Source organism: Ramlibacter sp. (genome assembly GCA_019635435.1).
Taxonomy (GTDB): domain Bacteria; phylum Pseudomonadota; class Gammaproteobacteria; order Burkholderiales; family Burkholderiaceae_C; genus JAHBZM01.
Genome location: JAHBZM010000001.1, coordinates 3,106,464 through 3,132,698 on the forward strand (window position 1 = coordinate 3,106,464; position 26,235 = coordinate 3,132,698).

The window sequence follows — 26,235 nt, forward strand, 5'->3', positions numbered from 1 at the left end:
CCCAGCATAGCAAGTTCCGGGCCTTCGTCCACGCATTACTTGACTAGGGTATGCGATGGTTCCAGTAGCGCCGCGCCATGTCGCGCTGGCAGTCCACGGCTTGCGGTTCGGCCGAGCGCCAGCGCGCCGCGCCACAGTGCGGTGAATCGATCACGCGAACGCCGCGCGCGGCGTAGCGGGCCAGCACCACGGGCGCCGGATGGCCAAAGCGGTTGCGATAGCCCGCCTGCGCCAGCGCGACGCGCGGCTGCACCGCGTCCAGGAACTCATCGCTCGACGAGGTCTTGCTGCCATGGTGCGGCATGAGCAGCACATCGGCCGGCAGCGCCGCGCCGGCGGCCACCAGTGCCGCCTCCTGGGGCTGCTCGATGTCGCCCGCCAGCAGCGCCGCCTGCCGGCCGTTGGCCACGCGCAGCACACAGCTCATGGCATTGGGCTTGCGCGGCGCGGCGTAGTCAGTGGCCGGCGGGTGCACGATGTCGAACCGCACGCCGTCCCACTCCCAGTGCTGGCCCGCCACGCAGCGCGTGGCGGCACGCAGCATCTGAAGTTCGTGGCCGGCCTCGATCGAGCTGAGCAGCGCGGCCTGTGGCTGCATGGCCAACACCGCGGGGGCTCCGCCCGTGTGGTCGCTGTCGCGGTGGCTCAGCAGCAAGGTGTCCACCCGCTCGCCCAGCGCGCGCAGCAGCGGCACCAGCACCCGGTGCCCGGCATCGCTGTCACGGCTGTAGCGCGGCCCGGCGTCGTAGACCAGGGTGTGGGCGGCGGTGCGCACGATCACCGCATTGCCCTGCCCGATGTCGGCGGCCAGCAGTTCGAACTCGCCCGGCGCCGGCCGCGGCGCCTGCCACAGGAACACCGGCAGCAGCAACGGGGCGCCCAGCGCACGCAGGGGCCCCGGCAGGCGCATGGCCAGCAGCAGCCCGCCCAGCACGCCCGCCGCCCCGGCCCACAGCGGCGCGGCCGCCACCGACACGGTGGCAAACGGCAGTGCCGCCAGCCACTGCAGCCCGGTGCCAAGCACCTGCACGGCCAGCGCGGCCGCGTCCCACAGCGGGCGCCATGCCACGCCCGCCAGTGCCAGCGGGGTCACCACCAGCGTGACCCAGGGAATGGCCAGCAGGTTGGCCAACAGGCCCACGACCGAGACCTGGCCAAACAGCAGCAGGGTCAGGGGCGTCAAGGCCACGGTGACCACCCCCTGTTCCCGCAAAAGAGCACGAAATCGGGCTGTAGTCCTTGCCGGACGGCCATGGTCTGCTCCTGAATCTGTAGCAAACAGCACGCCCACCGCGACGAAGCTGAGCCAGAAGCCGGCCTGCGTCAGGGCCCACGGGTCCAGCAGCAGCACCGCCGCGCAGGCCAGCAGCCAGACCATGGGCCAGGGCCAGCGGCGCCCCGACAGGCGCAGCAGGCCCACAGTCGCGAGCATGGTGACCGTGCGCTGCGACGGCACGCCCCAGCCGCTGAACAGCGCGTAGGCCCCGGCCAGCGCGATCCCGCCCAGCAGCGCGGCGTGCGGCGCCGGCCACCCCAGGCACAGCCGGGGGCTGCGCCGCCACAGGGCCCCCACCAGCGCGCCCGCCGCCCAGGCGAACATGGTGATGTGCAGGCCGGAGATGCTCATCAAGTGGGCCACGCCCGTGGCGCGGAACACGTCCCAGTCGGCGCGCTCGATGGCGGCCTGGTCGCCCGTGACCAGCGCCGCCACGATGCCGGCCTGGGGCCGGTCGGCCAGCCGCGCAAAGATGGCGTCGCGCGTGGCCTGGCGGGCCTGCTCCACCGGGTACTGCCAGGTGGCGGCCAGCCGCTGCGGGGCCGCGTCCCTGGCGCCGTCGCGCACATAGCCGGTGGCGCGCAGGCCCTGCTCCCACAGCCACAGCTCGTAGTCGAACCCATGCGGGTTGAGGTTGCCGTGTGGCGCCTTGGGCCGCACCGTGAACTGCCAGCGCTCACCGGCGCGCAGCTCGGCGGGCGGGCGTGCCGGCTCGCCTGGTGCCTGCCCGGAGTACCAGCCCAGCAGCAGTTGCGGCGGGACAGTCACCGTCGCGCCGTCCAGCCACGCGGCCTGCACCGCCAGCCTGAAGCGCAGGCCCGTCTCGCTGCGCTGTGGCATCGCAGCGACAACGCCTTCGACCCGCAGGTCGCGCCCCTCCAGTGCGGGCGCCAGGGCCTGGCGCTCCAGCGCCCCGGCGCGCAGCCCGCAAAGCGCCGCCACCAGGACCGACGCGGCCGCGAAAACCACGGCAACCTGGCGCCAGCCAGCTACTCTTTTGATAGCGCCATGTACAAGCAGGGCAAGGGCTACAGCCGCCAGCGCGGCGTAAGTTCCAGCCGGCCACAGCTGCGCCTGCTGTAATTGCGCGGCCGTGCCCACCACCACCCCCGCGAGCAAGGGCGGAAGGCGTCCTGGCCCGCCCTCCCCGGGATGCATCGTGTTCGGCATGACGTCATGCTCAACGCGCCATGCGATGCTCACGCCGACTGGCTCGGGACTTGCTAGTATCCATTGCATGTCCATCCATGCCGCCCTGAACCACGTCACCCACTACCGGTACGACCGGCCCGTCACGCTCGGGCCCCAGGTCATCCGGCTCAGGCCGGCGCCCCACTGCCGCAGCAATGTCATCTCGTACTCGCTGCGCATCGAGCCCGAGGGCCACTTCGTCAACTGGCAGCAGGACCCGTTCGCCAACTACCAGGCGCGCGTGGTGTTTCCCGCCAAGGTCACCGAGTTCAAGGTCACGGTCGACCTCGTGGTCGAAATGGCGGTCTACAACCCGTTCGATTTTTTCCTCGAGCCCGCGGCCGAAAATTTCCCGTTCAGCTACAGCAAGGCCCTGGCCGCCGAACTCGCGCCTTATCTCGTGGCCGACCCGGTCACGCCACTGGTCGAGGCCTACCTCGACAAGATCGACCGCACCGAGCGCCGCACCATTGACTTCCTGGTGGCCCTGAACCAGCAGGTGGCGCAGGACATCCGCTACCTGATCCGCATGGAGCCCGGCGTGCAGACGCCTGAGGAAACGCTCGCCAACGCCAGCGGCTCCTGCCGCGACTCGGGCTGGCTGCTGGTGCAGCTGCTGCGCCACTGCGGGTTGGCGGCGCGCTTCGTGTCGGGCTACCTGATCCAGCTCACCCCCGACGTCAAGGCGCTGGACGGCCCCAGCGGCACCACGGTGGATTTCACCGACCTGCACGCCTGGTGCGAGGTCTACCTGCCCGGCGCTGGCTGGATCGGACTGGACGCCACCTCGGGCCTGCTCGCGGGCGAAGGCCACATCCCGCTGGCCTGCACGCCGCAGCCCTCCAGCGCCGCGCCCATCGAGGGCGGCGTGGACAAGGCCGAGGTCGAGTTCGGCCACGCCATGGTGGTCACGCGCATCCACGAATCCCCGCGCGTGACCAAGCCCTACACCGAGGAACAATGGGCCAAGGTGCTGGCGCTGGGCGAGGCCGTCGATGCCGAGCTGGTGAGCGGCGACGTGCGCCTGACCATGGGCGGTGAACCCACCTTCGTGGCGGTCAATGACCGCGATGCACCCGAGTGGAACACCGACGCCCTGGGCCCCACCAAGCGCGGCTTTGCAACGGAACTGGTGCAGAAGCTGCGCGCCGAATACGGCGAAGGCGGCTTCTTGCACTTTGGCCAGGGCAAGTGGTACCCCGGCGAGCAATTGCCGCGCTGGGCCCTGTCGATCTGCTGGCGCGCCGACGGCCAGCCAGCTTGGAAAGACCCCACGCTGTTTGCCGATGAGCGTGTGCCATCGCACTACACCAGTGAAGACGCCAAACGCTTCACCCACCTGCTGGCCAGCAAACTCCATCTCAGCCCACGCTTCATCCAGCCCGGCTACGAAGACGTTTTCTACTACCTCTGGCGCGAGCGCCGGCTGCCTGTGAACGTCGATCCGTTCGACTCGCGGCTGGATGACGAGATGGAGCGGGCCCGCCTGCGGCGCGTGTTCGAGCAGAAGCTGGACACCGTGGTGGGCTATGTGCTGCCCCTGCAACCCGGCTCGGCCGCCGGGCGCGACAACCCCAAACTGCAGGGCCATGTCTGGAGCACCGGGCCCTGGTTCTTCCGCGACGACCGCATGTACCTGATCCCGGGTGATTCGCCCATGGGCCTGCGCCTGCCGCTTGATGCGCTGCCCTGGGTCAGCAAGGCCGACTACCCGTACCTCGTCGAGCAGGACCCGAGCGCGCCGCGCAGCGCCCTGCCCGCGGCCGCCTCGCTGCAGGCCCGTTATGCCACCACACCGGCCGTCAGCGGCGGCCGGGACCTGCCCTACCTTGCAGGCGCCAGCCAGCCCGGCGAGGCCCAGCGCCTGCGCCAGGACGGCCTGGGCCGCCACGACGCCCCGGGCAACGCCAGCGCACCCGGCCAGCCCGAGCCCGAAGGCTTCATGCAGCCGCCCACCCGCTTCGAGTCGGCCCATGGCTACACCCGCACCGCGCTGTGCGTGGAGGCGCGCGACCCGCGCCGCGCCAACGGCCCCAAGGCCGAGCGCCAGGGCAGCCCCTCGTCCATGCTCTACGTCTTCATGCCGCCGCTGGAGCGGCTCGAGGACTACCTGGACCTGCTGGCCGCCGTCGAGGCCACGGCCGCGGAACTGGGCGTGAAGATCGTCATCGAGGGCTACCCGCCGCCGCGCGACCCGCGCCTGAAGCTGCTGCAGGTCACGCCCGACCCGGGCGTGATCGAGGTCAACATCCACCCGGCGCACAACTGGGGCGAACTGGTCCAGCACACCGAATTCCTGTACCAGGCCGCGTTTGAAAGCCGCCTGAGCGCCGAAAAGTTCATGACCGACGGGCGCCACACCGGCACCGGTGGCGGCAACCATTTTGTGATGGGCGGCGCCACGCCGGCCGACAGCCCGTTCCTGCGCAAGCCCGAACTGCTCGCCAGCCTGGTGCTGTACTGGCACAACCACCCCAGCCTGAGCTACCTGTTCAGCGGCATGTTCATCGGCCCGACCAGCCAGGCCCCGCGCGTGGACGAAGCCCGCAACGACCAGCTCTACGAGCTGGAAATCGCGCTGCGCCAGATCGAAAAGAACCGCGAGATCCACGGCCAGGACATGCCGCCCTGGCTGGTGGACCGCACGCTGCGCAACATCCTGATCGACGTCACGGGCAACACCCACCGCAGCGAGTTCTGCATCGACAAGATGTACTCGCCCGACTCGGCCACCGGCCGGCTGGGCCTGCTGGAGCTGCGCGCCTTTGAAATGCCACCGCATGCGCGCATGAGCATTGCCCAGCAGCTGCTGATCCGCGCCCTCGTGGCCCGCTTCTGGAAGACCCCTTACCGGGCACCGGCCACACGCTGGGGCACGGCCCTGCACGACCAGTTCCTGCTGCCGACCTTTGTGAAGATGGACCTGAACGACGTGCTGGCCGAGATGCGCGAGGCCGGCTATGCCTTCGACACCGCATGGTTCGCGCCCCATTTCGAGTTCCGCTTCCCGCTGGTGGGCGAGGTGCAGTCGCGCGGCATGGAGCTCACGCTGCGCAACGCGCTCGAGCCCTGGCATGTGATGGGCGAGGAAGGCGCGCCCGGCGGCACGGCGCGCTATGTGGATTCGTCGCTGGAACGCATCGAGGTGCGCGTCACCGGCCTCAATGAAAGCCGCTATGTGGTCACCGTCAATGGCCATGCGCTGCCGCTGCAGCCGACCGGCACCATGGGCGAGTACGTGGCCGGCGTGCGCTACAAGGCCTGGAACCCGCCGTCGTCGCTGCACCCCAGCATCGCCACCCACGCGCCGCTGACCTTTGACATTGTCGACACCTGGATGAACCGCTCGCTGGGTGGCTGCCAGTACCACGTGGCCCACCCGGGCGGGCGCAACTACGACACCTTCCCGGTCAACTCGTACGAGGCCGAAAGCCGCCGGCTGTCGCGCTTCTTCCGCATGGGCCACACCCCGGGTGCCTTGCAGGTCCCGCCGGCCACCATCCATGTGGCGGGCAGCCGCGAGTTTCCGTTCACGCTCGACCTGCGGTCGCCACCGCCGGGCTGATGGCGTCGCCCCCTCTCTCGAAAGGCCCGCTGCGCGGGCCTTTTTCGTTCTGGGGGCGGCGCTTGCAAGGCTGCGGATTCAGCGGTATAAACCAAACGATCGTTTGTTATCTTATGCGCCAGACACCTCCCCCCGATGCCCAAAGGGCCGACAACCGCCTGCAGGCCGTGCTCGACGCCGCGGCCCGCCTGTTTGCTGGGCGTGGCTACTCCGCCACTTCCATGCGCGACATCGCCGAAGCCGCGGGCATGCTGCCGGGCTCGCTGTACTACCACTTCCCGGCCAAGGAGGCGCTGCTGGCCGCGGTCTACGAAGCCGGGGTGCGCGGCATCGTGGACGCCGCGCACAACGCCATCGCGCGCGAGACCGCGCCCTGGGCCCGGCTTGAGGCCGCCTGCGTGGCGCATCTGCAGACCGTGCTGGAAAGCAGCGACTACGCGCAGGTCCTGATCCGCGTGCTGCCCGAAGACGTGCCCTCGGTCGCGGCCCGCCTGGGCACGCTGCGCGCCGAATACGAAGCCCTGTTCCGCGACCTGGTCGCGGCCCTGCCCCTGCCAGCCGGCACCGACCGCCGTGCGCTGCGCCTGATGCTGATCGGCGCGCTCAACTGGTCGCGCTTCTGGTACCGCGAGGACGGGCGCGACTCGCCGCGCCAGATCGCCAAACGCTTTGTGCACCTGCTGCGCGATGCGCAACAACCCCAAGGAGACGCCCCATGAGCGAAAGACCCCCCAAGGTGGTCGTGACCAAGATCGGTTTCGACGGCCACGACCGCGGCAGCCGCGTGGTGGCGGCCTACCTGCGTGACGCCGGCATGGAAGTGGTTTACACACCGCCGTGGCAGGACATTGCCACCGTGGTCAAGCTTGCGCTGGAAGAAGACGCCGACGTGATCGGCATTTCGTCGCTCGCCACCGACCACCTGCTGGTGCCCCAGCTGATGGCCGCCCTGCGCGAGGCCGACATGGCGGACGTGGCGGTGATCGTGGGCGGCATCGTCCCGGCGCGCGACGAGAAGGCCCTGCTCGAGGCCGGCGTCGCCCGGGTATTCCACCCCGGCGCCGGGCTCGAGACCATTGCCGTTGAAGTGCGCGCGCTGGCCGCAGCCCGCCGCGCCCAGCTGGAGGCCTCCGAATGAACCAGCCCGCCCGCCCGGAAATTCCGCAAGCCGAATTCGAGGCCAGCCAGCGCCGCTGGCAACAGGCGTTTGACGCCAGCCCCGGCGCGGGCAAGCGCGTCGTCAACCGCTCGGGCATCGAGGTCCAGCCGCTTTACGCCCCCGCCGGCGCCGGCGCCGACTACCTCGCGCAGCAGGGTTTTCCGGGCGAGTACCCCTACACGCGGGGCATTTACGCGTCCATGCACCGGGGCCGCAGCTGGACGCAGCGCCAGCTCATCGGCCTGGGCGTGCCCGAGGACTACAACAGCCGCTTGCAGGAAATCCTGGCGCAGGGCGCCACGGCGGTCTCGCTGATCCCCTGCAACTCGGTCTACCGCGGCTACGACGCCGATGAGGTGCCACCCGAACTGCTGGGCACCTGCGGCACCGTGATCAACTCGGTGGACGACATGGACCGGGCGCTGGCCAACGTGCCACTGGAGCGCGTGTCGTGCGCCATGAACGATCCCTCGCCGTTCACGCTGCTGGCCTTCATGCTGGGTGTGGCCAGGCGGCGCGGCGTGCCCTGGGACCGCATCACGGGCACGTCCAACCAGTCCGACTGCCTCTCGCACTTCGTGGCCAACCACATGTTCTTCCGCATCGCGCTGCCGGGCGCGCGCCGCATCTTCGTGGACCACGTGGCCTACTGCGGCGAACAGGTGCCGCACTGGAACCCGGTCTCGGTGGTGGGCCAGCACATGCAGCAGGCCGGCGCCACGCCCGCCGAAGCCATGGCCTTCACCCTGTGCTCTGCCATCCAGTACGCCGACGACTGCGTGGCACGCGGCATGGACCCCGACACCTTCCTGCCGCGCTTCACCTTCTTCTTTGACATCTCGATGAGCCTGTTCGAGGAAGTGGCCAAGTTCCGCGCCGGGCGGCGCCTGTGGGCGAAGATCGCCCGCGAACGCTTTGGCGCCAAGGACCCGCGCTCCTGGCGCTTCAAGTTCCATGGCCAGACCTCGGGCGTGGACCTGACGCGCCAGCAGCCACTGAACAACATTGCGCGGGTCACCACGCAGGCCATCGCCGGCATCCTGGGCGGGCTGCAGTCGCTGCACACCGACAGCTTCGACGAAGTGCTGTCGGTCCCGACCGCCGAAGGCGCGCGCATTGCCGTGGCCACGCAGAACATCCTGCGCGAGGAAGGCCGGCTGACCGACGTGATCGACCCGCTGGGCGGTTCGTACTACGTCGAGGCCCTGACCGACCAGATGCAGCAGCAGATCGAGGCCATCATCGCCAGGGTGGACGCGGCCGGCGGCATGGGCAAGGCGGTCGAGGCCGGCCTGGTGCAGCGCATGATTGGCGAGTCGGCCTTCGCCTTCCAGCAGCGCGTGGAAAGCGGCGAGCAGACCATCGTGGGCGTCAACGCCTTCCAGGTCGAGGAAAACGCCGACGACTACCCGGGCCAGGCCTATCCCGAACGCAGCCGCATCGATGCCCAGATCGCCCGCCTCAAGGCCTTCAAGGCCGGGCGCTCGCAGCGCGCCGCCACCCAGGCGCTGGACGCGCTGGCGCGCGCGGCCCAGTCGGCCACCGACAACGTGTTCGCCGGCGTGGTCGACGCGGCCGGGGCCGGTGCGACGCACGGGGAAATCTGCGCCTGCCTGCGCCGCGAGCTGGGCTTTGGCCAGCCGCTCGCAGTGGTCTGAGCCATGGACGCGGCCACCAGCCTTGCCACCCGCGTGCGCAGCGGCGACCGGCGTGCCGTCGCGCGCGCCATCAGCGCCGTGGAGAACGACAGCGCCCAGGGGCGCCAGCTGCTGGCCGAGCTCGCCGGCCACCCGGGCCATGCCCATGTGCTGGGCATCACGGGCCCGCCCGGTGCGGGCAAGTCCACCCTGGTCAATGCGCTGGTCAAGGAGTTCGCGGCCCGCGGCCACAGCGTGGGCGTGCTCGCGGTGGACCCTTCCAGCCCGGTCAGTGGCGGCGCCGTGCTGGGAGACCGCATCCGAATGGGCGAGGTCCATGCGCAGGAGCGCGTCTTCATCCGCTCGCTGGCCACGCGCGGCCACCTGGGCGGCCTGACCCGTGGCACCCAGGACATCGTGGCCGTGCTGGACGCCGCGGGCTTCGACGTGGTCATCGTGGAAACCGTCGGCACCGGCCAGTCCGAGGTGCAGATCACCAGCGTGGCCCCGGTCAAAACCGTGGTCTGTCCACCCGGCCTGGGCGATGACGTGCAGGCGCTCAAGGCCGGCGTGCTGGAGATTGCCGACGTCTTCGTGGTCAACAAGGCCGACCTTCCCGACGCCGCGCGCACCGAGGGCGAACTGCGCACCATGCTGGCCCTGCGGCCGCCGCAGCGCCGCCCCAAAGTGCTGCAGACCGTGGCCACCAGCGGCCAGGGCATTGCGCCCCTGGCCGACGAGCTGCTGCGCCTGTCGGCCGGGGCCCCCCGCCGGGGCGCCCGCCCCGCCCCGGCGCCCCCGGCAGACGCCCACCCCACCGCCCCGCAAGACCCGGCCTCGTTGTTGCAGCACCTGGCCGGGCGCGATGCCTACCGTGCCCACCTGGGCCTGGAGTTTGTCGAAGGCGGCGACCACCATGCCACGGTCAAGCTGGCCGTGCGCGCCGAGCACCTCAATTTCTTTGGCAGCTGCCACGGCGGGGCCATCTTCTCGCTGGCCGACACCGCGCTGGGCCTGGCCTGCAACTCCCAGGGCAGCATCGCGGCGCTGGTCGACGCGCACCTGACGCTCAGCGTCGGCGTCAGGCTGGGCGATGTGCTGACCGCCCGGGCCGTGCAGACCTCGTCGTCACGCAAGCTCGCGGTCTACCGGATCGACATCACGCGCCAGGACGCCACCCTGGTGGCCAGCCTCACGGGCACGGTCTACCTCACGGGCAAACCCTTGCCAGCCACCTGACGGGCGGTGCGCCGGCTCACACCCGGGACACCGGGTTGCGGCATCATTCCTGCAAGCCGCCGCTTATCCGGCCTGGACGTCGTCGTCATGCAACATGTGCATGGACCGCCACGTGACGGCAATGTGACAATAGGACACAGTGGACAAACATACAGATTCAGCCAGCTCGCTTTTCGACGCTGATGCCCAGGAAGCCCCCGCGGCCCTGGCCGCGGCCCTGGCACCGCTGGCCTCCGCCGGCCACTTTGACGAGCTGCGCGGCACGGCCAACCCCTCACCGGACGCTTCCGCGGCCCCCCGTTTTGCAGCCCCTGGCACGCCGCTGGCGCCGCCTTGGGCCCGCTTCTTTGAAAACCTGGGGCGCGACGGCTTCAACGACCTGAACCGGCGCACCGTGAACCTGGAACGCCAGGTCCGCGACAACGGCATCACCTACAACGTCTATGCCGACGCCAACGGCCCGCAGCGGCCGTGGTCACTGGACCTGTTTCCGCTGATCATTTCGCACCAGAGCTGGCAGCAGATCGAAACCGGCGTCCTGCAGCGCGTCAAGCTGCTGGACCGCATCATGGCCGATGTGTATGGCCCGCAGCGCCTGCTGGCCGATGGCCTGCTGCCCAGTGCGCTGGTGCAGGGACACCCCGGCTACCTGCGCGCCATGCACGGCACACGGCCCGCGGGAGGCAATCACCTGCACATCGCGGCCTTTGACATGGCGCGCGACCCGCAGGGCAACTGGTGGGTGGTTTCGCAGCGCACCCAGGCGCCCTCGGGGCTGGGCTACCTGCTGGAAAACCGGCTGATCATCTCGCGGCTGTTCCCCGAGGCGTTCAGCGACATGCACGTGCAGCGCCTGGCCGCCAGCTACCGTGCCCTGGTGGACGGCATGCGCGCCATGAGCCACGCCGGGGGCGACGCCCGCATCGTGCTGCTGACCCCGGGGCCCTACAACGAAACCTACTTCGAGCACGCCTACCTCGCGCGCTACCTCGGCCTGACCTTGGTCGAAGGCAGCGACCTCACGGTGCGCGGCCAGCACCTGTACCTCAAGACGCTGCAGGGGCTCGAACCGGTCCATGGCATCCTCAAGCGGCTGGACGACGAATTCCTTGACCCGCTGGAACTGCGCAGCGACTCGCGGCTGGGCGTGCCGGGGCTGCTGCAGGTCATCCGCGCAGGCAACGTGATGATGGCCAACGCCCCGGGGTCGGCCTTCCTGGAGTCGCCGGCCTTCCTGGGCTTCCTGCCGGCGCTGTCGCGCCACCTGCTGGGCGAGGAGCTGAGCCTGCCGTCGCTGGCCACATGGTGGTGCGGCGAGCGCGCCGCCATGGAGGCCGTGCTGCCGATGCTGGGCGACAGCGTGATCAAACCCACCTGGCCCCAGTCCGCCAGCGGCGCCGAACTGGGCCGCGGCCTGTCGCGCGCCCAGCTCGACGAATGGGCCGGGCGCATCATGCGGCGCGGCGACGAGCACACCGTGCAGGGCTACCTGCCGCTGTCACAGATGCCCACCTGGAAAACCGACGCCAGCGGCGACCACATCGCGCTGCGCTCGGTCATGCTGCGGGTGTTTGCGGTGTCGGACGGCCCGCAGTCCTGGCGCGTGCTGCCCGGCGGCATGGCCCGCATCGCCAGCGCCAACCTGGAGATCGCCTCGATGCAGCGCGGCGGCAGCAGCACCGATGTGTGGGTCCTGACCGATGGCGAGGTGGACGCCACCACACTGCTGCCGCAGGAGCACCTGGGCCCCGCCGTCGCCCACCGCAGCCGGCTGGTGACCAGCCGCGCCGCCGAGAACCTGTTCTGGCTGGGCCGCTACACCGAGCGCGCCGAGAACATCATCCGGCTGGCCCGCCTGACGCTGGAGTGCCTGAACGGCGAGGACCAGTCCTCGCCCGCGCTGCTGGGCTGGCTCAGCGATCTCGCGATCGACCACGGGCTGGTGCTGCCCACCGTGCCCCCCGCCACGCAGGGCAGGCGCGTGTTCGAGCGCTCGCTGATTGCCATGCTGAGCGACACCGAGCACGCCACCAGCGTGGGCTACAACCTGCGCGCGCTCAAGCGCGCGGCCTCGGCGGTGCGCGAGCGCCTGTCGCAGGACCAGTGGAACGTGATCGTGCGGGCCGAGGCCGAGTTCTTCCGCCAGTGCGCCATCTGCACGGATGACGGCGACTATTCACCCGTGGAGGCCATGCGCATCCTGGACAGCGCCAATGGCGCCATGGCGGCCATGACCGGGGCCCAGACCGACCGCATGATGCGTGACGACGGCTGGCGCCTGCTGTCCACCGGCCGCCACATCGAGCGCCTGGGGTTCCTGGCCTCGGCGCTGGCCTCGGGCTTCGAGACCGGCACGGTGTTCGACGATGGCGGCTTCGAGGCCATCGTGGCACTGTTCGACAGCACCATCACCTTCCACGACCAGTACCAGCGGCGCCACGACGTGCCCGCGCTGCTGGACCTGCTGGTGCTGGACCGCGACAGCCCGCGCTCGCTGGGCTGGGTCGCGCAGACCCTGCGCGGCCGGCTGGCCAAGCTCGAGGGGCTGGCGGCTGGCGAAATCCCCGAGGTGGCGCAGTCCGTGCCCGACCCGCAGGCGCTCTCGCTCGAACAGCTGTGCGAGCGTGACGCCAGCGGCCACTACACCCGCCTGATCGCGCACCTGCAGCATTGCACCGACGCGGCCTGGCGCCTCTCCGACGCCCTGAGCGCGCGCTATTTCACGCATTCGGACGACGCGCGGCAAAGCCTGGGCGCCTGACTGAGCGCAACCCCACCATGCAACTGCGCCTGATCCACGAAACGGTGTATGACTACACCCCGCCGGTCAAGTACGCCCAGCACATGGCGCACCTCAAGCCGCGCGCCAGCGACTGCCAGCAGTTGCTCAGCCATTCGCTCACCGTGAGCCCCGAGCCGGCCCAGCAGAGCGAGGCACTGGACGTGTTCGGCAACACCCGCTCGTTCTTCAGCCTGCAGGCCGCGCACGAGGAACTGCGCGTGGTCGCCGACAGCCTCGTGGCCACGCTGGCGCCGCCCTTGCCCGAGCCGGGACTGCCCTGGGAACAGGTGCGCGAGCGCATGCGCTACCACCGCGGCGCGGCCTACGACGCGGCCACCGAGTTCACCTTTCCGTCGCCCTACGTGCCGCGCCACGAAGACTTCGTGGCCTACGCGCGGCCCAGCTTCTCGGCCGACCGGCCCCTGGTGGAGGCCGCGCGCGACCTGATGGAGCGCATCCACCACGACTTTGTCTATGAGTCGGAAGTGACCGAGGTCAGCACCCCGGCCCTGGAGGCGCTGGCCCTGCGCAAGGGCGTGTGCCAGGACTTCGCCCACATCATGGTGGCCTGCCTGCGCGGCATGGGCCTGCCCGCGCGCTACGTCAGCGGTTACCTGCTGACCGAGCCGCCGCCCGGCCAGCCGCGCCTGGTGGGCAGCGACGCCTCGCATGCCTGGGTCTCGGTCTGGTCCCCAGGGCGCGATGGTGGCGGGGCCTGGTGCGACCTGGACCCCACCAACAACCGTGCGCCCGGCGAGGACTACGTGACGCTGGCCGTGGGGCGCGACTATTCAGATGTTTCACCGATCCGCGGCGTGATTCATGGGGGCGAGGGCCATACACTCAAGGTCGCCGTGACGGTTCACCCCGTCGATGAAGAACCCCAAGCCAAGGAGCCCGTCGCATGAGCGTTTACGACAAGCTGAAAGAACTCAACATCACCCTTCCCCCCGTGTCGGTACCCGCCGCCGCCTACGTGCCGTTCGTGCAGACCGGCAAGCTGGTCTTCCTGAGCGGCCACATCGCGCGCCAGGACGGCAAGCCCTGGGTGGGCCAGCTGGGCAAGGAACTGGCCACCGAGCAAGGCAAGGCCGCCGCGCGCGCCGTGGCGATCGACCTGATGGGCACGCTGCACGCCGCCGTGGGCGACCTCAACAAGGTCAGGCGCATCGTCAAGCTCATGAGCCTGGTCAACTCCACCCCCAGCTTCACGGAGCAGCACCTGGTGACCAACGGCGCCAGCGAGCTGTTCGGCCAGGTCTTTGGCGACAAGGGCGCCCACGCGCGCAGCGCGTTTGGCGTGGCGCAGATCCCGCTGGGCGCCTGCGTTGAAATCGAGCTGATCGCCGAGCTGGAGTAACCCGCTGGGGTTGCTACAAACTATGTAGCACGAAGTGGCCGCGGGCTCTGGACTCCAGCCACTTTCGACCCCTATTCCACGCGTTCAACGGTCACCGGCCTGAACGTGAAGCTGCCGTCCCTGCCCTTGCGGCCGCGGGCGGCCCGGGCATTGTTGAGCGAGCGGATTTCCAGCACCTCCTCGCGCTCCTTGTCGCGGAACACGCCGGTGATGCGCACGCTGCGCGTGTAGGCAGCAGCCCCCGCAAGACTGTCTTTCTTGTCCAGGTCCATCAGCATCAGGCCGCGCCCGCCGCTGGCCATGGTTTTGAGCTCGCTGATCTCGAACGTCAACACACGGCGGCTGGTGGAAACACAGGCCACGTGCGTGGCGGGCACCTGCAGCGCCGAGGCGGTGGCGCCCGCCGGCGGCGGCACGTTGGCCGGCGAAGGCCGGCACACCGTTTCACCCTCGCCCAGGCTCATGAAGGCCTTGCCGGCCTTCTGCCGGGAGATCATGTTTTCAACCGTTGCCAGGAAGCCATAGCCGCCCGAATTGCTCAGCAGCAAAAAGGCGCCGGCGGCCCCGGCAAAGTAATGCAGCAGCTGGGTGCCGGCTTCAAGCTCGATCAGCGTGGTGACGGGCTGGCCGTCGCCGCGCGCGCCGGGCAGCGTGGCCACCGGCACGGAATAGACCCGGCCATTGCTGCCAAAGGCCAGCAGGGTGTCGACGGTGCGGCATTCAAACGTCCCGTAGAGCCCGTCGCCGGACTTGAAGGCAAAGCTCGCGGCCTCGTGCCCATGGCCGTTGCGCGCGCGCACCCAGCCTTTTTGCGAGACCACCACGGTCACCGGCTCGTCGACGATTTTCACTTCGGCCACGGCCCGCTTCTCGGCCTGGATCAGCGTGCGGCGCGCATCGGCGAACTGCTTCGCGTCGGCCTCGATTTCCTTGATCAGCAGGCGGCGCAGGGCCGCGGCGCTGCCCAGGATGTCCTCGAGCTTCTTCTGCTCGTCGCGCAGCGAGGCCAGCTCCTGCTCGATCTTGATGGCTTCGAGCCGCGCGAGCTGGCGCAGCCGGATTTCAAGAATGTCCTCGGCCTGCCGGTCGCTCAGACGGAACCGCGCGATCAGCGCGGCCTTGGGCTCGTCGCTCTGGCGGATGATGGCAATCACCTCGTCGATGTTGAGCAGCACCAGTTGCCGGCCCTCGAGGATGTGGATGCGCGCCAGCACCTTGTCCAGCCGGTGCTGCGAGCGGCGCTGCACGGTCTGCTGGCGAAAGTCGATCCATTCCTGCAGCATCTGGCGCAGCGACTTCTGCACCGGCTTGCCGTCGAGGCCGACCATGGTGAGGTTGACCGGCGCCGAGGTCTCCAGGCTGGTGTGGGCCAGCAGCGCGGTGATCAGCTCCTGCTGGCTGATGCGGCTGGTCTTGGGCTCGAACACCAGGCGCACCGCGGCGTCCTTGCTCGACTCGTCGCGCACCGCGTCGAGCACGGCCAGCACCGAGGCCTTGAGCAGGGTCTGCTCCTGGCTCAGGGCCTTCTTGCCGGCCTTGACCTTGGGGTTGGTGAGCTCCTCGATCTCCTCGAGCACCTTCTGGGTGCTGACGCCCGGCGGCAGTTCGGTCACCACCAGCTGCCACTGGCCACGCGCGAGGTCCTCGATCTTCCAGCGCGCGCGGACCTTGAGCGAGCCGCGCCCCGTGCGGTAGGCCTCGGCAATGTCGGTGGCGCTGCTGATGATCTGGCCGCCGCCCGGGTAGTCGGGGCCCGGCACCAGGGCCAGCAACTCCTCGTCGGTGAGTTTGGGGGACTTGATCAGCGCCACGCAGGCCTGGGCAATCTCGCCCAGGTTGTGGCTCGGGATTTCAGTGGCCAGGCCCACGGCAATGCCGCTGGCGCCGTTGAGCAGCGTGAACGGCAGGCGCGCGGGCAACTGGCGCGGCTCCTCGGTGGAGCCATCGTAGTTGGGCACGAAGTCCACCGTGCCCTCGTCGATCTCGTCCAGCAGCAGGCTGGTGATGCGCGACAGGCGCGCCTCGGTGTAGCGCATGGCGGCGGCGCCATCGCCGTCGCGGCTGCCAAAGTTGCCCTGGCCGTCAATCAGCGGGTAGCGCTGGCTGAAGTCCTGGGCCATGCGCACCAGCGCGTCGTAGGCGGCCTGGTCGCCGTGCGGATGGAAACGGCCCAGCACATCGCCCACCACACGCGCGCTCTTGACGGGCTTGGCGCCGCTGTTGCCCGAAAAACCCAGCCCCATGCGCGACATGCTGTAGAGGATGCGCCGCTGCACAGGCTTTTGCCCATCGCAGACATCGGGCAGCGCGCGGCCCTTGACCACGCTCAGCGCGTATTCCAGGTAGGCGCGTTGCGCGTAGGTAGCCAGGTTGAGCTGCGCGTCATCGCCGCTGTCGAGGGAAATCAGGTCTTGCTCCATGAATCAGGTCAGGTCTATGCACTCAGAAAAAAATACGCAGGCGCTCAGGCCTGAAGTTCGTCGGCCGTCACGCTCACGATGCGCCGCTCCGAGGCCTGGGCCATCTGGTCGTCCAGCCGGTGCGCCAGCCGGCTCAGGATGGCCTTGGCGGTCAGGCCGCTCAGCGGCACGGCGGCCGCCACCATGCGGAACTGCAGGAATTCCGCCGGCGCCTTGGGCAGCGGCTCCTTGAGCCCGGCCACGAGAATCCGCGTGCCCAGGTTGGCGGCGCCCTCGGCCAGTGCCACGCCTTCGGCCAGCACGGCAATGCGCGCGTGCGAGATGCGCGCCGCCACGTCGGCCTCGCCCAGCGAGCGGCGGATGCGGCTGGCCGCTTCAATGACGGCCGACTCGCCCACCTCGGGGCCGAACTCGCGCGTGAGCGCGCCCAGGTTCTCGATTTCCACCAGCAGCAGCACGCTGGGGTGGCCATAGCGGCGCAGGATGGCGCGCGCGGCCTCGACCCGGTCGGCAAAGATCAGCGGCGTGCTCAGGCCGGTCAGCGGGTCGGTGACCTTGCGCGCATCCACCCGCACCCGGGTTTCGGCAAACACCCGGCTGCGCCACACGGTGGCCAGGTACACGCCCGAAGCCCACAGCGTGAGCGCCGAAGCCAGCAGGTAGGGCGCGCGCGGCAGCAGGCCCAGCAGCTCGCCCCCCAGGCCCGCGGCCGCCAGCAGCAGGGCCAGCAAGCCGGCCGTGAGCCACCAGACCCAGGGCTGGCTTTGCGGCCAGGCCCGCAGGATCACCAGCAGCACCACCGCCGCGAACAGCGCCGTGCCCGGCAGCAGCAGGATCCAGCCACCGGCCCAGCTGGCCAGCGCGAACAGCGGAAGCACCGCGCTGGCAACCACCAGGGCCACGCGCAGGTTGCGCATGGCGCCGGCGTGGTTGACCAGTTCGCGCAGCACCAGGCCCGTGAGCGCCAGCGCCATCAGCATCGCGGTCTCGGGCAGCCACTGCCCGACCCTGGCGGGCAAGGGCACCAGCACCGACAGCAACACGACCAGCCCGAGCAGAACGGCCACCGCGTGCAACAGCAAGGCGCGCTCACGGTAGGCGCTGGCGATCAACACGGAAAAGAAGGCCACCAGCAGCTGGGCACCGGCAAAGCCCCCCAGCAACAGCAGGTCCTGGCTTTCAAACGCCGACAAGGACAGGGCGGCCTCCATCAGCCGCGCCGGGCCCGGCGCAAGGGCCATGAAGTTTGCCGGCACGCCATGTTCAGTCGCGTTCGATCCGGAATTCCGCCTCGGCGGGCGCGGCGGCCACGGGCGCCAGCGCCAGCGGCGGGACCATGTTGCCGCGGCCACCCATCATGTTGGCGCGCCCTGCGGGCAGCTCGATGCGCACCCGGTGGGGCGCCCGGCGCTCGGCCAGTGCCTCAGGGGGCTTGAGCATGGTGTACAGCTGCATCACGGTCTTCACGTAGTTCTGCGTTTCGCGGTAGTTGGGGATGCGGTTGCCTGCGCGCTGCACCGCGCCCTCGCCCGCGTTGTAGGCCGCCAGCGCCAGTTCCAGCTGGCCCGGGAACATCTTGATCAGGTCGCTGAGGTAGCGGCTGCCGGCACGCACATTGGTGCGCGGATCGGTCAGCTTCTTCTCGACCGGGGTCTTGGCGTCGCCCTTGACGCCATAGCGCTCGGCCGTGGCCGGAATGATCTGCATCAGCCCCACGGCCCCGCGCGGCGACACGGCACGGGCATCAAACCCCGATTCGGTGGCAATCAGCGCCTGCAGCAGTTCGTAGTCGATGTGGTGCTTGCTCGAGGCCTCGCGCAGGTGGTGCTTGACCTGCTTGTAGCTGGGCGACACCTCGAAGAACGCAATCAGCTTGGGCGGCGCGGTGGGCACGGCCACGGCCCGGGGCATGTGCACCACGTTCTGCAGGCCGGCGGCGGTGTCGAAGCTCTCGCCGCCACGGAAAAAGAGCTCATAGCGCTCGTCCAGCCGGGTGGCCGCGAAGTGGGCCACGCCCTTGCCATCGACATAGCCCCAGACGTCCGCCAGCGCGGGCGTGGCCCCCAGGGCCCCGAACAGACAGGCAGCCAGGACGCGCCAGCCAGACCAGCATTTCATGAAAACATCTCCAGTCCCTGGCCGCGCCGGGCCGCAAATTCGGCCGCCAGCATGGACATCACAATCAGCGAGTCATGGCCGCCGGCCACCCGCACCGCGTCGCGCAGGCGGCCCTCGAGCACAAAGCCCTCGTGCGCATACAGGGCCTGCGCCCGGGCATTGCGCTCCTTCACGTCAAGCCAGAAGCGGTGCGCGCCCAGGTCGTCAAAAGCCACCTTCTTGGCCACCCGCAAGGCCGCGCGGCCGTAGCCCAGGCCCTTGTCCCGGACCACCATGCGCTTGAGCTCGATGGACTGGTGCGGGCTGCGGCAGCCAATCAGGATCACGAAGCCCGCGGCGTCCAGGCCCGCGCCGCCCTCGATGATGAAATGGCGGAAGTCCGGGAAGCGGATGGCCGCCTCATGCTGCGTGCGCTCCCAGGGCGTGATGAAAGGCAGGTTGGCCTCGTCCTGCTCGAGCGAAAGCACGAAATCCAGGTCGCTTTGCATCGTGGGGCGCAGGCGCACCCGGGCCGGTGTGCGGTCGGTCGTGACGGTGGGCGCAATGGCGGTCATGGGCAGTGTTCAGATGTCGATCTCGACCGCATCGCCGTGCAGTTCCATGAGCTCGCGCCGGGCAGCGGCTTCGCCCTTGCCCATGAGTTTGGTGATCAGGCTTTCAGTTTGCAGGAAATCAAGCGCGCCCAGCTGCACCGGCAACAGGCGGCGGGTATCGGGATTGAGCGTGGTTTCCCACAATTGTTCCGCACTCATCTCGCCCAGGCCCTTGAAGCGGCTGATGGTCCAGGCCCCCTCACGCACACCTTCCTTGCGCAACTTGTCAAGAATGGCAGTCAACTCACCTTCATCCAGCGCATACACCTTGGACGCGGGCTTCTTGCCACGGGCCGGCGCGTCCACCCGGAACAGCGGCGGGCGTGCCACGTAGAGGTGGCCGGCCTCGATCAGCTTGGGGAAATGGCGGAAGAACAGCGTGAGCAGCAAGACCTGGATGTGCGAGCCGTCCACATCGGCGTCGCTCAGGATGCAGACCTTGCCGTAGCGCAGGCCGGACAGGTCCGGCGTGTCGTTGGGCCCATGCGGGTCCACGCCGATGGCCACGGCAATGTCATGAATCTCGTTGTTGGCAAACAGCCGGTCGCGCTCGACCTCCCAGGTGTTGAGCACCTTGCCGCGCAACGGCAGGATGGCCTGGCATTCCTTGTCGCGGCCCATCTTGGCGCTGCCGCCAGCCGAGTCGCCCTCGACCAGGAAGACCTCGTTGTGGCTGATGTCCTTGCTCTCGCAGTCGGTCAGCTTGCCGGGCAGCACAGCCACGCCCGAGCCCTTGCGCTTCTCGACCTTCTGGCCCGCCTTTTGCCGGGTCTGGGCGGCCTTGATGGCGAGTTCGGCGAGCTTTTTGCCGTATTCCACATGCTGGTTGAGCCACAGCTCCAGCGCCGGGCGCACAAAGCTGGACACCAGCCGCACCGCATCGCGCGAATTGAGCCGCTCCTTGATCTGGCCCTGGAACTGGGGGTCCAGCACCTTGGCCGAGAGCACATAGCTGGCGCGCGCAAACACGTCCTCGGGCAGCAGCTTGACGCCCTTGGGCAGCAGGCTGTGCAGTTCAATGAAGCTCTTGACGGCGTTGAACAGGCCGTCGCGCAGGCCGCTTTCGTGCGTGCCGCCGGCGCTGGTGGGGATCAGGTTGACATAGCTCTCGCGCACCGGCTGGCCGTCTTCGGTGAAGGCCACGCACCACGAGGCGCCCTCGCCTTCGGCAAAGTTCTCGTTGCTGTCGGCAAAGCCCTCGCCCTCGAACAGCGGGATCACCGGGTCGCCATTCAGCGTCTGCATCAGGTAGTCGCGCAGGCCGCCCTTGTAAAGCCAGGTCTGGGTGTCCCTGGTTTTCTCGTTGACCAGGGTCACGCTCACGCCGGGCATCAGCACGGCCTTGCTGCGCAGCAGGTGGGTCAGCTCGGCCATGGGCAGGGCCGAGGACTCGAAGTACTTGCCGTCAGGCCAGACGCGCACGCTGGTGCCCTGCTTGCGGTCGCCCTCGGCGATCGGCCTCGTCACCAGCGGCTCGGTGACATCGCCGGCTTCAAACACCAGCCGCGCGGCCTGGCCGTCGCGGTAGCTGGTGGCCTCGAGCCGTTTGGCCAGCGCATTGGTCACGCTCACGCCCACGCCATGCAGGCCGCCCGAAAAACTGTAGGCGCCGCCCTTGCCCTTGTCGAACTTGCCGCCCGCGTGCAGGCGGGTGAACACCAGCTCGATCACGGGGGCCTTCTCTTCGGGGTGCAGGCCAAACGGGATGCCGCGGCCGTCGTCGTCGACGCTGACCGAGCCGTCGGCGTGCAGCGTGACCTTGATCTTCTTGCCGTGCCCGGCAAGCGCCTCGTCAGCCGAGTTGTCCAGCACTTCCTGGATCACGTGCAGCGGGTTGTCGGTGCGCGTGTACATGCCCGGGCGCTGCTTGACGGGCTCCAGCCCCTTGAGCACGCGGATCGAGCCCTCGGAATAGTCGGTGGGTAGTTTGGTGGCCATGGGAGGAGCGATTGTAGTATCCCCGGCGGCTTTCATCTGTACAAACATCCAGTATCCAGCCCCGCCCTCCCCATTCATGCACGGCAGGCATCAATCCCCTGAAAAGCTTTCAAGAGCCAGATCTCCCGTCTTTCGCTACATTCCTTGCCCATGACAACGCACAACAAACCGCTCTCCATGGTGCAGGTGCTGGCCTGCGGCGCCGCCATCGTGACCCTGTCCATGGGCATCCGCCACGGTTTCGGCCTGTGGCTGCAACCCATCACCCAGGCCCAGGGCTGGACCCGCGAAACCTTTGCCTTTGCCATCGCGATCCAGAACCTGTCCTGGGGCGTGTTCGGCATCTTTGCCGGCATGCTGGCCGACCGGTTTGGCGCCTTCCGCGTGCTGATGGGCGGCGCCGTGTTCTATGCCGCCGGCCTTGCGGGCATGGCGCTGTCGCCCAATGCCTTCAGCTTCACGCTCACCGCGGGGGTGCTGATCGGCGCGGCGCAGGCCGGCACCACCTACGCCGTGGTGTACGGCGTGATCGGCCGGCAGATTGCGGCCGAGCGGCGCTCCTGGGCCATGGGGGTGGCCGCTGCCGCGGGCTCCTTTGGCCAGTTCCTCATGGTGCCGGTGGAAGGCTTCCTCATTTCGGGCATTGGCTGGCAGCAGGCGCTGCTGGCACTGGGCATGGCCGTGCTCTTGATCGTGCCGCTGGCGCTGGGCCTGCGCGAGCCGGGCTTTGGCGGCGGCGCGGCGCCGGCGCGCGAGCAGACCATCGGCCAGGCGCTGCGCGAGGCCTTCAAGTACCCCAGCTTCCAGCTGCTCATGGCGGGCTACTTCGTCTGCGGCTTCCAGGTGGTCTTCATTGGCGTGCACATGCCCAGCTACCTCAAGGACAAGGGCCTGTCGCCCCAGGTCGCGAGCTACGCGCTGGCGCTGATCGGCCTGTTCAATGTGTTTGGCACCTACATCGCGGGCACGCTGGGCCAGCGGCTGGCACGGCGCAAGATCCTCGCCTTCATCTACCTGGCGCGCGCGGTGGCCATCAGCGTTTTCCTGGTGGTGCCGCTGTCGCCGGCCAGTGTCTATGTGTTCTCCAGCGTCATGGGCCTGCTGTGGCTGTCCACGGTGCCGCCGACCAATGCCACGGTGGCGCAGATTTTCGGCGTGGCCCACCTCTCCATGCTGGGCGGCTTTGTGTTCTTCAGCCACCAGATCGGCTCGTTCATGGGCGTGTGGCTGGGCGGCTACCTCTATGACCGCACCGGCAGCTACGACATCGTCTGGTACATCGCCATCGCGCTGGGTATCTTTGCCGCGCTGATCAACCTGCCGGTCAAGGAAAGCGCGATCCAGCGCGGCCTGCCGCAGGCCGCCGGGGCCTGAGGTGCGGCAGCGGGCCCGCCACCTGCTGGCCTGGGGCGTGGCGCTGGCCGTGCTGCTGGCGGTGTTTGCCCTGTACACAAGGCCGGACTTTCTGGTGACACTGGCGGACCAGCTCTGGGCCTGTTTCTGAGGCGTTTTCAAGCCAAAACGGGCGCCAGTCCACGCCCCTTCTGTACAGGCTGCTATGAAAACAATCGTAATTACCGGCGCCTCCGACGGCATTGGCGCCGAGATGGCGCGCCAGCTCGCGCAGGCCCATGGCGCCGGCGTTGCCCTGGTGCTGGCTGCCCGCAATGAACAGGCCCTGCAGGCCGTGGCCGCGCAATGCAGCGCCCTGGGCGCGCAGGCCCTGGTCGTGCGGACCGATGTGGCCCACGAGGCGCAATGCCGCGCGCTGGTGGCCGCGGCCGTGGCGCGCTTCGGCGGTGTGGATGCCCTGATCAACAACGCCGGCGTTTCGGCCCAGGCCCTGTTTGCCGATGTCAAGGCCGAGGACCTGGGCTGGTACGAGCAGCTCATGCGGGTCAACCTCTGGGGCAGCGTGTGGTGCACCCACGCGGCCCTGCCACACCTGAAGGCTTCGCGCGGCCAGATCGTGGCGGTGTCGTCGCTGGCCGGGCTGGTCGGCGTGCCGGGGCGCACGGCCTACAGCGCCACCAAGTTCGCGATGACCGGCTTTTTCGAGGCCTTGCGGGCCGAGCTCGGGGTTGCGGGCGTGAGCGTCACCACCGCCTACCCCGGTGTGGTGGCCACCCAGATCCGCTACCGCGGCTACAACGCGGCCGGCGTGGCCGCAGGCGCCAGCGGCCTCAAGGAAGACGACGCCATGAGCGTGGAGGAATGCGCCGGCCTGATCCTGCGCGGCATGGCCCGGCGTGACCGCGAAGTGGTGATGACGGCCAGGGGCAAGCTGGGGCGCTTCATAAAGCTGATCGCTCCGGGCCTGGTCGAGAAGATGGCCCTGGCGGCACTCAAGGACGAGGTCAAGCCCGGCTGATGCACGCAAGCGAAGTCCCTTCCGCCTGGGTCCGCCGCTGGTCGCACCTGGTGCCCGCGGGCGGCACGGTGCTGGACGTGGCCTGTGGCATGGGCCGCCACCTGCGCTGGTTTCATGAGCGAAATCATCCGGTCGTCGGCGTGGACCGGGCACCTGCTGCTATTGAATCCATAGCAGGCCTGGGTGAGGCCGTGCTCGCGGACATCGAGGGCGGGCCCTGGCCGTTCACGGGCCGGGCTTTTGCCGGCGTGGTGGTGACACATTACCTGTGGCGGCCCCTGCTGCCCTCGATCGTGGCCAGCGTGGCACCGGGCGGCGTGCTGATCTACGAAACCTTCGCCGCCGGCAATGAAACCGTGGGCAAGCCCTCGCGCCCCGACTTCCTGCTGCAACACGGGGAACTGCTGCGCGCCTGCGAGGGCCTGCGGGTGGTGGCCTACGAAGACGGCTTTCTGGACGCGCCGCAGCGCTTTATCCAGCGCATTGCCGCGGTGCGGGAGCTGCCCGGGGAACCCCGGGCGCGCCATCCGCTCTAGTTAGAATGCTCCTTTCCCGTTCAGAACTGCGGACATGACACCGATTACAGGCAGCATCGTGGCGCTCGTCACCCCGATGCACGAAGACGGCAGCGTGGATTACCCCACCCTGCGCAAACTCATTGACTGGCACATTGCCGAAGGCACCGATTGCATTGGCGTGGTCGGCACCACGGGCGAGTCGCCCACGGTGAATGTCGAGGAGCACCAGGAGATCATCCGCGTCTCGGTGGAGCAGGCCAACAGGCGCGTGCCCATCATGGCCGGCTGCGGCGCCAACTCCACCGCCGAGGCGATTGAGCTGGCCCGGTTTGCCAAAAAGGTCGGCGCCGACTGCCAGCTGCAGGTCGTGCCCTACTACAACAAGCCCACGCAGGAGGGCCAGTACCAGCACTTCAAGGCCATCGCCGAAGCCGTGGGCGACCTGCCCACCGTGCTGTACAACGTGCCCGGCCGCACGGTGGCCGACATGCAGCATGACACCGTGCTGCGGCTGGCCCAGGTGCCCGGCATCGTGGGCATCAAGGAAGCCACCGGCAACATCGAGCGCGCGCAATGGCTGATCCGCGAAGTGCCCAAGGGCTTCGCCATCTACTCGGGCGACGACCCCACCGCGGTCGCGCTCATGCTGTGCGGCGGCCAGGGCAATGTCAGCGTCACCGCCAACATCGCGCCGCGGCTGATGCACGAGCTGTGCGTGGCCGCCACGGCTGGCGACGCGAAGCGCGCCATGGACATCCAGTTCAAGCTCATGCCGGTGCACAAGCAGCTGTTCGTCGAGGCCAACCCGATCCCGCTCAAGTGGGCCATGGCCCGCATGGGCCTGTGCGGCGGCACCATGCGCCTGCCCATGACCCCGCTGTCCCCCGCCAACGAGGCGGTGGTGGAAGGCGCGCTGCGCGCCAGCGGCCTGCTCGCGTCCTGAACCCGAATCATCAAGAGGATCCCTACGTGAAGAACATCGCAAGATTCGGGCTGCTGGCCCTGTCCCTCTCGCTGGCGGCCTGCAGCACCTTCGAGAGCGACAAGATCGACTACAAGAGCGCCAGCCGCGGTACCTCGCTCGAGGTGCCGCCCGACCTGACGCAGCTGTCGCGCGACTCGCGCTATGTGGTGCCCGGCGGCGCGGTCACGGCCAACAGCTACCAGGCAGGCCAGGCCGTACCCGGAGCGCCCACAGCGGCATCCACCCTGGGCGATGTGCGCATCGAACGCGCGGGCAACCAGCGCTGGCTCGTGGTGAGCCGTCCGGCCGACCAGCTCTGGGGGCCGATCCGCGACTTCTGGCAAGAGAATGGCTTCCTGCTCACGCTGGACCAGGCCAGCCTCGGCATCATGGAGACCGACTGGGCCGAAAACCGCGCCAAGCTGCCGCAGGATTTCATCCGCAATGCGCTGGGCAAGGTGTTTGATTCGCTCTACTCCACCAGCGAGCGTGACCGCTTCCGCACCCGCCTGGAGCGCACCGCCAGTGGCGGCACCGAAATCTACATCAGCCACCGCGGCATGATGGAGGTGTACAGCAACACCCAGAAGGACCAGACCGTCTGGCAGCCGCGGCCATCCGACCCGGAACTCGAAGCCGAATTCCTGCGCCGCCTGATGGTCAAGCTCGGCGTGCCGCAAGAGCAGTCCAAGGCCCTGATCGCCACCGGCGCCACCAAGCCCACCTCGCGCGTGGCCACAGTGGGCGACCAGCCCGTGGTCGTGGTCGACGAAGGCTTTGACCGCGCCTGGCGCCGCGTCGGCCTGACGCTGGACCGCACCGGCTTCACCGTGGAAGACCGGGACCGCAGCCAGGGCACCTACTTCGTGCGCTACGTCGAGCCCAACCCCGACAAGAAGGAACCCGGATTCTTCGGCAAGCTGTTCAGCTCGTCGGGCCCGGTCAAGCCGCCGCTCAAGCTGCGCATCAACCTCAAGAGCCAGGGTGAGTCCACCACCGTGTCGGTGCTCAACGCCAATGGCGCGCCTGAGGTGTCGGCCAACGCCCAGCGCATCGTCAAGGTCATTGCCGACGACCTGCGCTAGCGCGCGCCCGGCGCCGCCA

At 69.0% G+C, this 26,235-nt stretch carries 19 protein-coding genes; 13 read left to right on the plus strand and 6 right to left on the minus strand.

The features are described 5' to 3' along the window. Positions 1-43: 43 nt before the first annotated feature. Entirely contained in the window at positions 44-2,434 is a 2,391-nt protein-coding gene (locus KF796_15030; protein MBX3587950.1) for a DNA internalization-related competence protein ComEC/Rec2, read from the minus strand. Positions 2,435-2,513: 79 nt separating this feature from the next. Between KF796_15030 and KF796_15035 the strand changes: the two genes are divergently transcribed. From KF796_15035 to KF796_15070, 8 genes are all read left to right on the plus strand, one after another. After that, positions 2,514-6,032, plus strand: coding sequence for a transglutaminase family protein (locus KF796_15035; GenBank protein ID MBX3587951.1), 3,519 nt, complete (start codon positions 2,514-2,516; stop codon positions 6,030-6,032). A 113-nt stretch (positions 6,033-6,145) separates the two neighbouring features. Then, a complete protein-coding gene (locus KF796_15040) occupies positions 6,146-6,751 on the plus strand; it encodes a TetR family transcriptional regulator (protein MBX3587952.1) in 606 nt (201 codons plus the stop codon). Further along, complete coding sequence (locus KF796_15045) at positions 6,748-7,170, plus strand: cobalamin-dependent protein (protein MBX3587953.1); 423 nt, start codon at positions 6,748-6,750, stop codon at positions 7,168-7,170. The genes KF796_15040 and KF796_15045 overlap by 4 nt, the downstream gene beginning before the upstream one ends. Further along, positions 7,167-8,849 (plus strand): acyl-CoA mutase large subunit family protein, encoded by a 1,683-nt coding sequence (locus KF796_15050; GenBank protein MBX3587954.1) that lies wholly within the window; start codon positions 7,167-7,169, stop codon positions 8,847-8,849. Before KF796_15045 ends, KF796_15050 begins: the two co-directional genes overlap by 4 nt. 3 nt (positions 8,850-8,852) lie before the next feature. Then, positions 8,853-10,067 (plus strand): methylmalonyl Co-A mutase-associated GTPase MeaB, encoded by a 1,215-nt coding sequence (gene meaB, locus KF796_15055; protein ID MBX3587955.1) that lies wholly within the window; start codon positions 8,853-8,855, stop codon positions 10,065-10,067. Between the two features lie 205 nt (positions 10,068-10,272). Then, positions 10,273-12,828, plus strand: a complete 2,556-nt coding sequence (locus KF796_15060) for a circularly permuted type 2 ATP-grasp protein (GenBank protein MBX3587956.1) — start codon at positions 10,273-10,275, stop codon at positions 12,826-12,828. A 17-nt stretch (positions 12,829-12,845) separates the two neighbouring features. Continuing rightward, positions 12,846-13,757, plus strand: a complete 912-nt coding sequence (locus KF796_15065; protein MBX3587957.1) for a transglutaminase family protein — start codon at positions 12,846-12,848, stop codon at positions 13,755-13,757. Continuing rightward, on the plus strand, positions 13,754-14,209 hold the full coding sequence (locus KF796_15070) for a RidA family protein (GenBank protein ID MBX3587958.1): 456 nt from the start codon (positions 13,754-13,756) through the stop codon (positions 14,207-14,209). Before KF796_15065 ends, KF796_15070 begins: the two co-directional genes overlap by 4 nt. A 71-nt stretch (positions 14,210-14,280) precedes the next feature. Here the strand turns inward: KF796_15070 and parC are convergent, their stop codons facing one another. Genes parC through KF796_15095 form a run of 5 tightly spaced genes read right to left on the minus strand, consistent with a single transcriptional unit; the run spans position 14,281 to position 21,278 of the window. Next, entirely contained in the window at positions 14,281-16,629 is a 2,349-nt protein-coding gene (gene parC / locus KF796_15075) for a DNA topoisomerase IV subunit A (GenBank protein ID MBX3587959.1), read from the minus strand. Between the two features lie 44 nt (positions 16,630-16,673). Beyond that, positions 16,674-17,870: a diguanylate cyclase gene (locus KF796_15080; protein MBX3587960.1), complete on the minus strand. Its 1,197-nt coding sequence runs from the start codon at positions 17,868-17,870 to the stop codon at positions 16,674-16,676. A 22-nt stretch (positions 17,871-17,892) separates the two neighbouring features. Then, positions 17,893-18,747, minus strand: coding sequence for a lytic transglycosylase domain-containing protein (locus tag KF796_15085; GenBank protein ID MBX3587961.1), 855 nt, complete (start codon positions 18,745-18,747; stop codon positions 17,893-17,895). Continuing rightward, positions 18,744-19,301, minus strand: a complete 558-nt coding sequence (locus tag KF796_15090; protein ID MBX3587962.1) for a GNAT family N-acetyltransferase — start codon at positions 19,299-19,301, stop codon at positions 18,744-18,746. Before KF796_15090 ends, KF796_15085 begins: the two co-directional genes overlap by 4 nt. 9 nt (positions 19,302-19,310) lie before the next feature. Further along, complete coding sequence (locus KF796_15095) at positions 19,311-21,278, minus strand: type IIA DNA topoisomerase subunit B (protein ID MBX3587963.1); 1,968 nt, start codon at positions 21,276-21,278, stop codon at positions 19,311-19,313. A 150-nt stretch (positions 21,279-21,428) separates the two neighbouring features. On the opposite strand from KF796_15095, the gene KF796_15100 reads away from it, so the two are divergent. The 5 genes from KF796_15100 to bamC all read left to right on the plus strand — a co-directional run bounded on the left by KF796_15100 (position 21,429) and on the right by bamC (position 26,216). Then, positions 21,429-22,652 carry an MFS transporter gene (locus KF796_15100; protein ID MBX3587964.1) on the plus strand — a complete coding sequence of 408 codons (1,224 nt, stop codon included), beginning with the start codon at positions 21,429-21,431 and terminating at the stop codon, positions 22,650-22,652. A 184-nt stretch (positions 22,653-22,836) separates the two neighbouring features. Beyond that, entirely contained in the window at positions 22,837-23,649 is an 813-nt protein-coding gene (locus KF796_15105; protein ID MBX3587965.1) for an SDR family oxidoreductase, read from the plus strand. Further along, entirely contained in the window at positions 23,649-24,185 is a 537-nt protein-coding gene (locus KF796_15110; protein MBX3587966.1) for a class I SAM-dependent methyltransferase, read from the plus strand. Before KF796_15105 ends, KF796_15110 begins: the two co-directional genes overlap by 1 nt. Positions 24,186-24,219: 34 nt before the next feature. After that, on the plus strand, positions 24,220-25,110 hold the full coding sequence (gene dapA, locus KF796_15115) for a 4-hydroxy-tetrahydrodipicolinate synthase (GenBank protein MBX3587967.1): 891 nt from the start codon (positions 24,220-24,222) through the stop codon (positions 25,108-25,110). Between the two features lie 26 nt (positions 25,111-25,136). Next, the gene (gene bamC / locus KF796_15120; GenBank protein MBX3587968.1) at positions 25,137-26,216 is read left to right on the plus strand and encodes an outer membrane protein assembly factor BamC; all 1,080 of its coding nucleotides are present in this window, start codon (positions 25,137-25,139) and stop codon (positions 26,214-26,216) included. Positions 26,217-26,235 lie beyond the last annotated feature (19 nt).

What these genes read in the sequence shown, in the direction of transcription:
- KF796_15035 (MBX3587951.1), top strand. Translation starts at nt 2,514, where the DNA reads ATGTCCATCCATGCCGCCCTGAACCACGTCACCCACTACCGGTACGAC.
- meaB (MBX3587955.1), top strand. Translation starts at nt 8,853, where the DNA reads ATGGACGCGGCCACCAGCCTTGCCACCCGCGTGCGCAGCGGCGACCGG.
- KF796_15090 (MBX3587962.1), bottom strand. Translation starts at nt 19,301, where the DNA reads ATGACCGCCATTGCGCCCACCGTCACGACCGACCGCACACCGGCCCGG.
- KF796_15105 (MBX3587965.1), top strand. Translation starts at nt 22,837, where the DNA reads ATGAAAACAATCGTAATTACCGGCGCCTCCGACGGCATTGGCGCCGAG.
- KF796_15085 (MBX3587961.1), bottom strand. Translation starts at nt 18,747, where the DNA reads ATGAAATGCTGGTCTGGCTGGCGCGTCCTGGCTGCCTGTCTGTTCGGG.
- KF796_15045 (MBX3587953.1), top strand. Translation starts at nt 6,748, where the DNA reads ATGAGCGAAAGACCCCCCAAGGTGGTCGTGACCAAGATCGGTTTCGAC.
- KF796_15110 (MBX3587966.1), top strand. Translation starts at nt 23,649, where the DNA reads ATGCACGCAAGCGAAGTCCCTTCCGCCTGGGTCCGCCGCTGGTCGCAC.
- dapA (MBX3587967.1), top strand. Translation starts at nt 24,220, where the DNA reads ATGACACCGATTACAGGCAGCATCGTGGCGCTCGTCACCCCGATGCAC.
- KF796_15040 (MBX3587952.1), top strand. Translation starts at nt 6,146, where the DNA reads ATGCGCCAGACACCTCCCCCCGATGCCCAAAGGGCCGACAACCGCCTG.
- KF796_15050 (MBX3587954.1), top strand. Translation starts at nt 7,167, where the DNA reads ATGAACCAGCCCGCCCGCCCGGAAATTCCGCAAGCCGAATTCGAGGCC.
- KF796_15030 (MBX3587950.1), bottom strand. Translation starts at nt 2,434, where the DNA reads ATGCATCCCGGGGAGGGCGGGCCAGGACGCCTTCCGCCCTTGCTCGCG.
- parC (MBX3587959.1), bottom strand. Translation starts at nt 16,629, where the DNA reads ATGGAGCAAGACCTGATTTCCCTCGACAGCGGCGATGACGCGCAGCTC.
- KF796_15100 (MBX3587964.1), top strand. Translation starts at nt 21,429, where the DNA reads ATGACAACGCACAACAAACCGCTCTCCATGGTGCAGGTGCTGGCCTGC.
- KF796_15080 (MBX3587960.1), bottom strand. Translation starts at nt 17,870, where the DNA reads ATGGCCCTTGCGCCGGGCCCGGCGCGGCTGATGGAGGCCGCCCTGTCC.
- KF796_15065 (MBX3587957.1), top strand. Translation starts at nt 12,846, where the DNA reads ATGCAACTGCGCCTGATCCACGAAACGGTGTATGACTACACCCCGCCG.
- KF796_15095 (MBX3587963.1), bottom strand. Translation starts at nt 21,278, where the DNA reads ATGGCCACCAAACTACCCACCGACTATTCCGAGGGCTCGATCCGCGTG.
- KF796_15070 (MBX3587958.1), top strand. Translation starts at nt 13,754, where the DNA reads ATGAGCGTTTACGACAAGCTGAAAGAACTCAACATCACCCTTCCCCCC.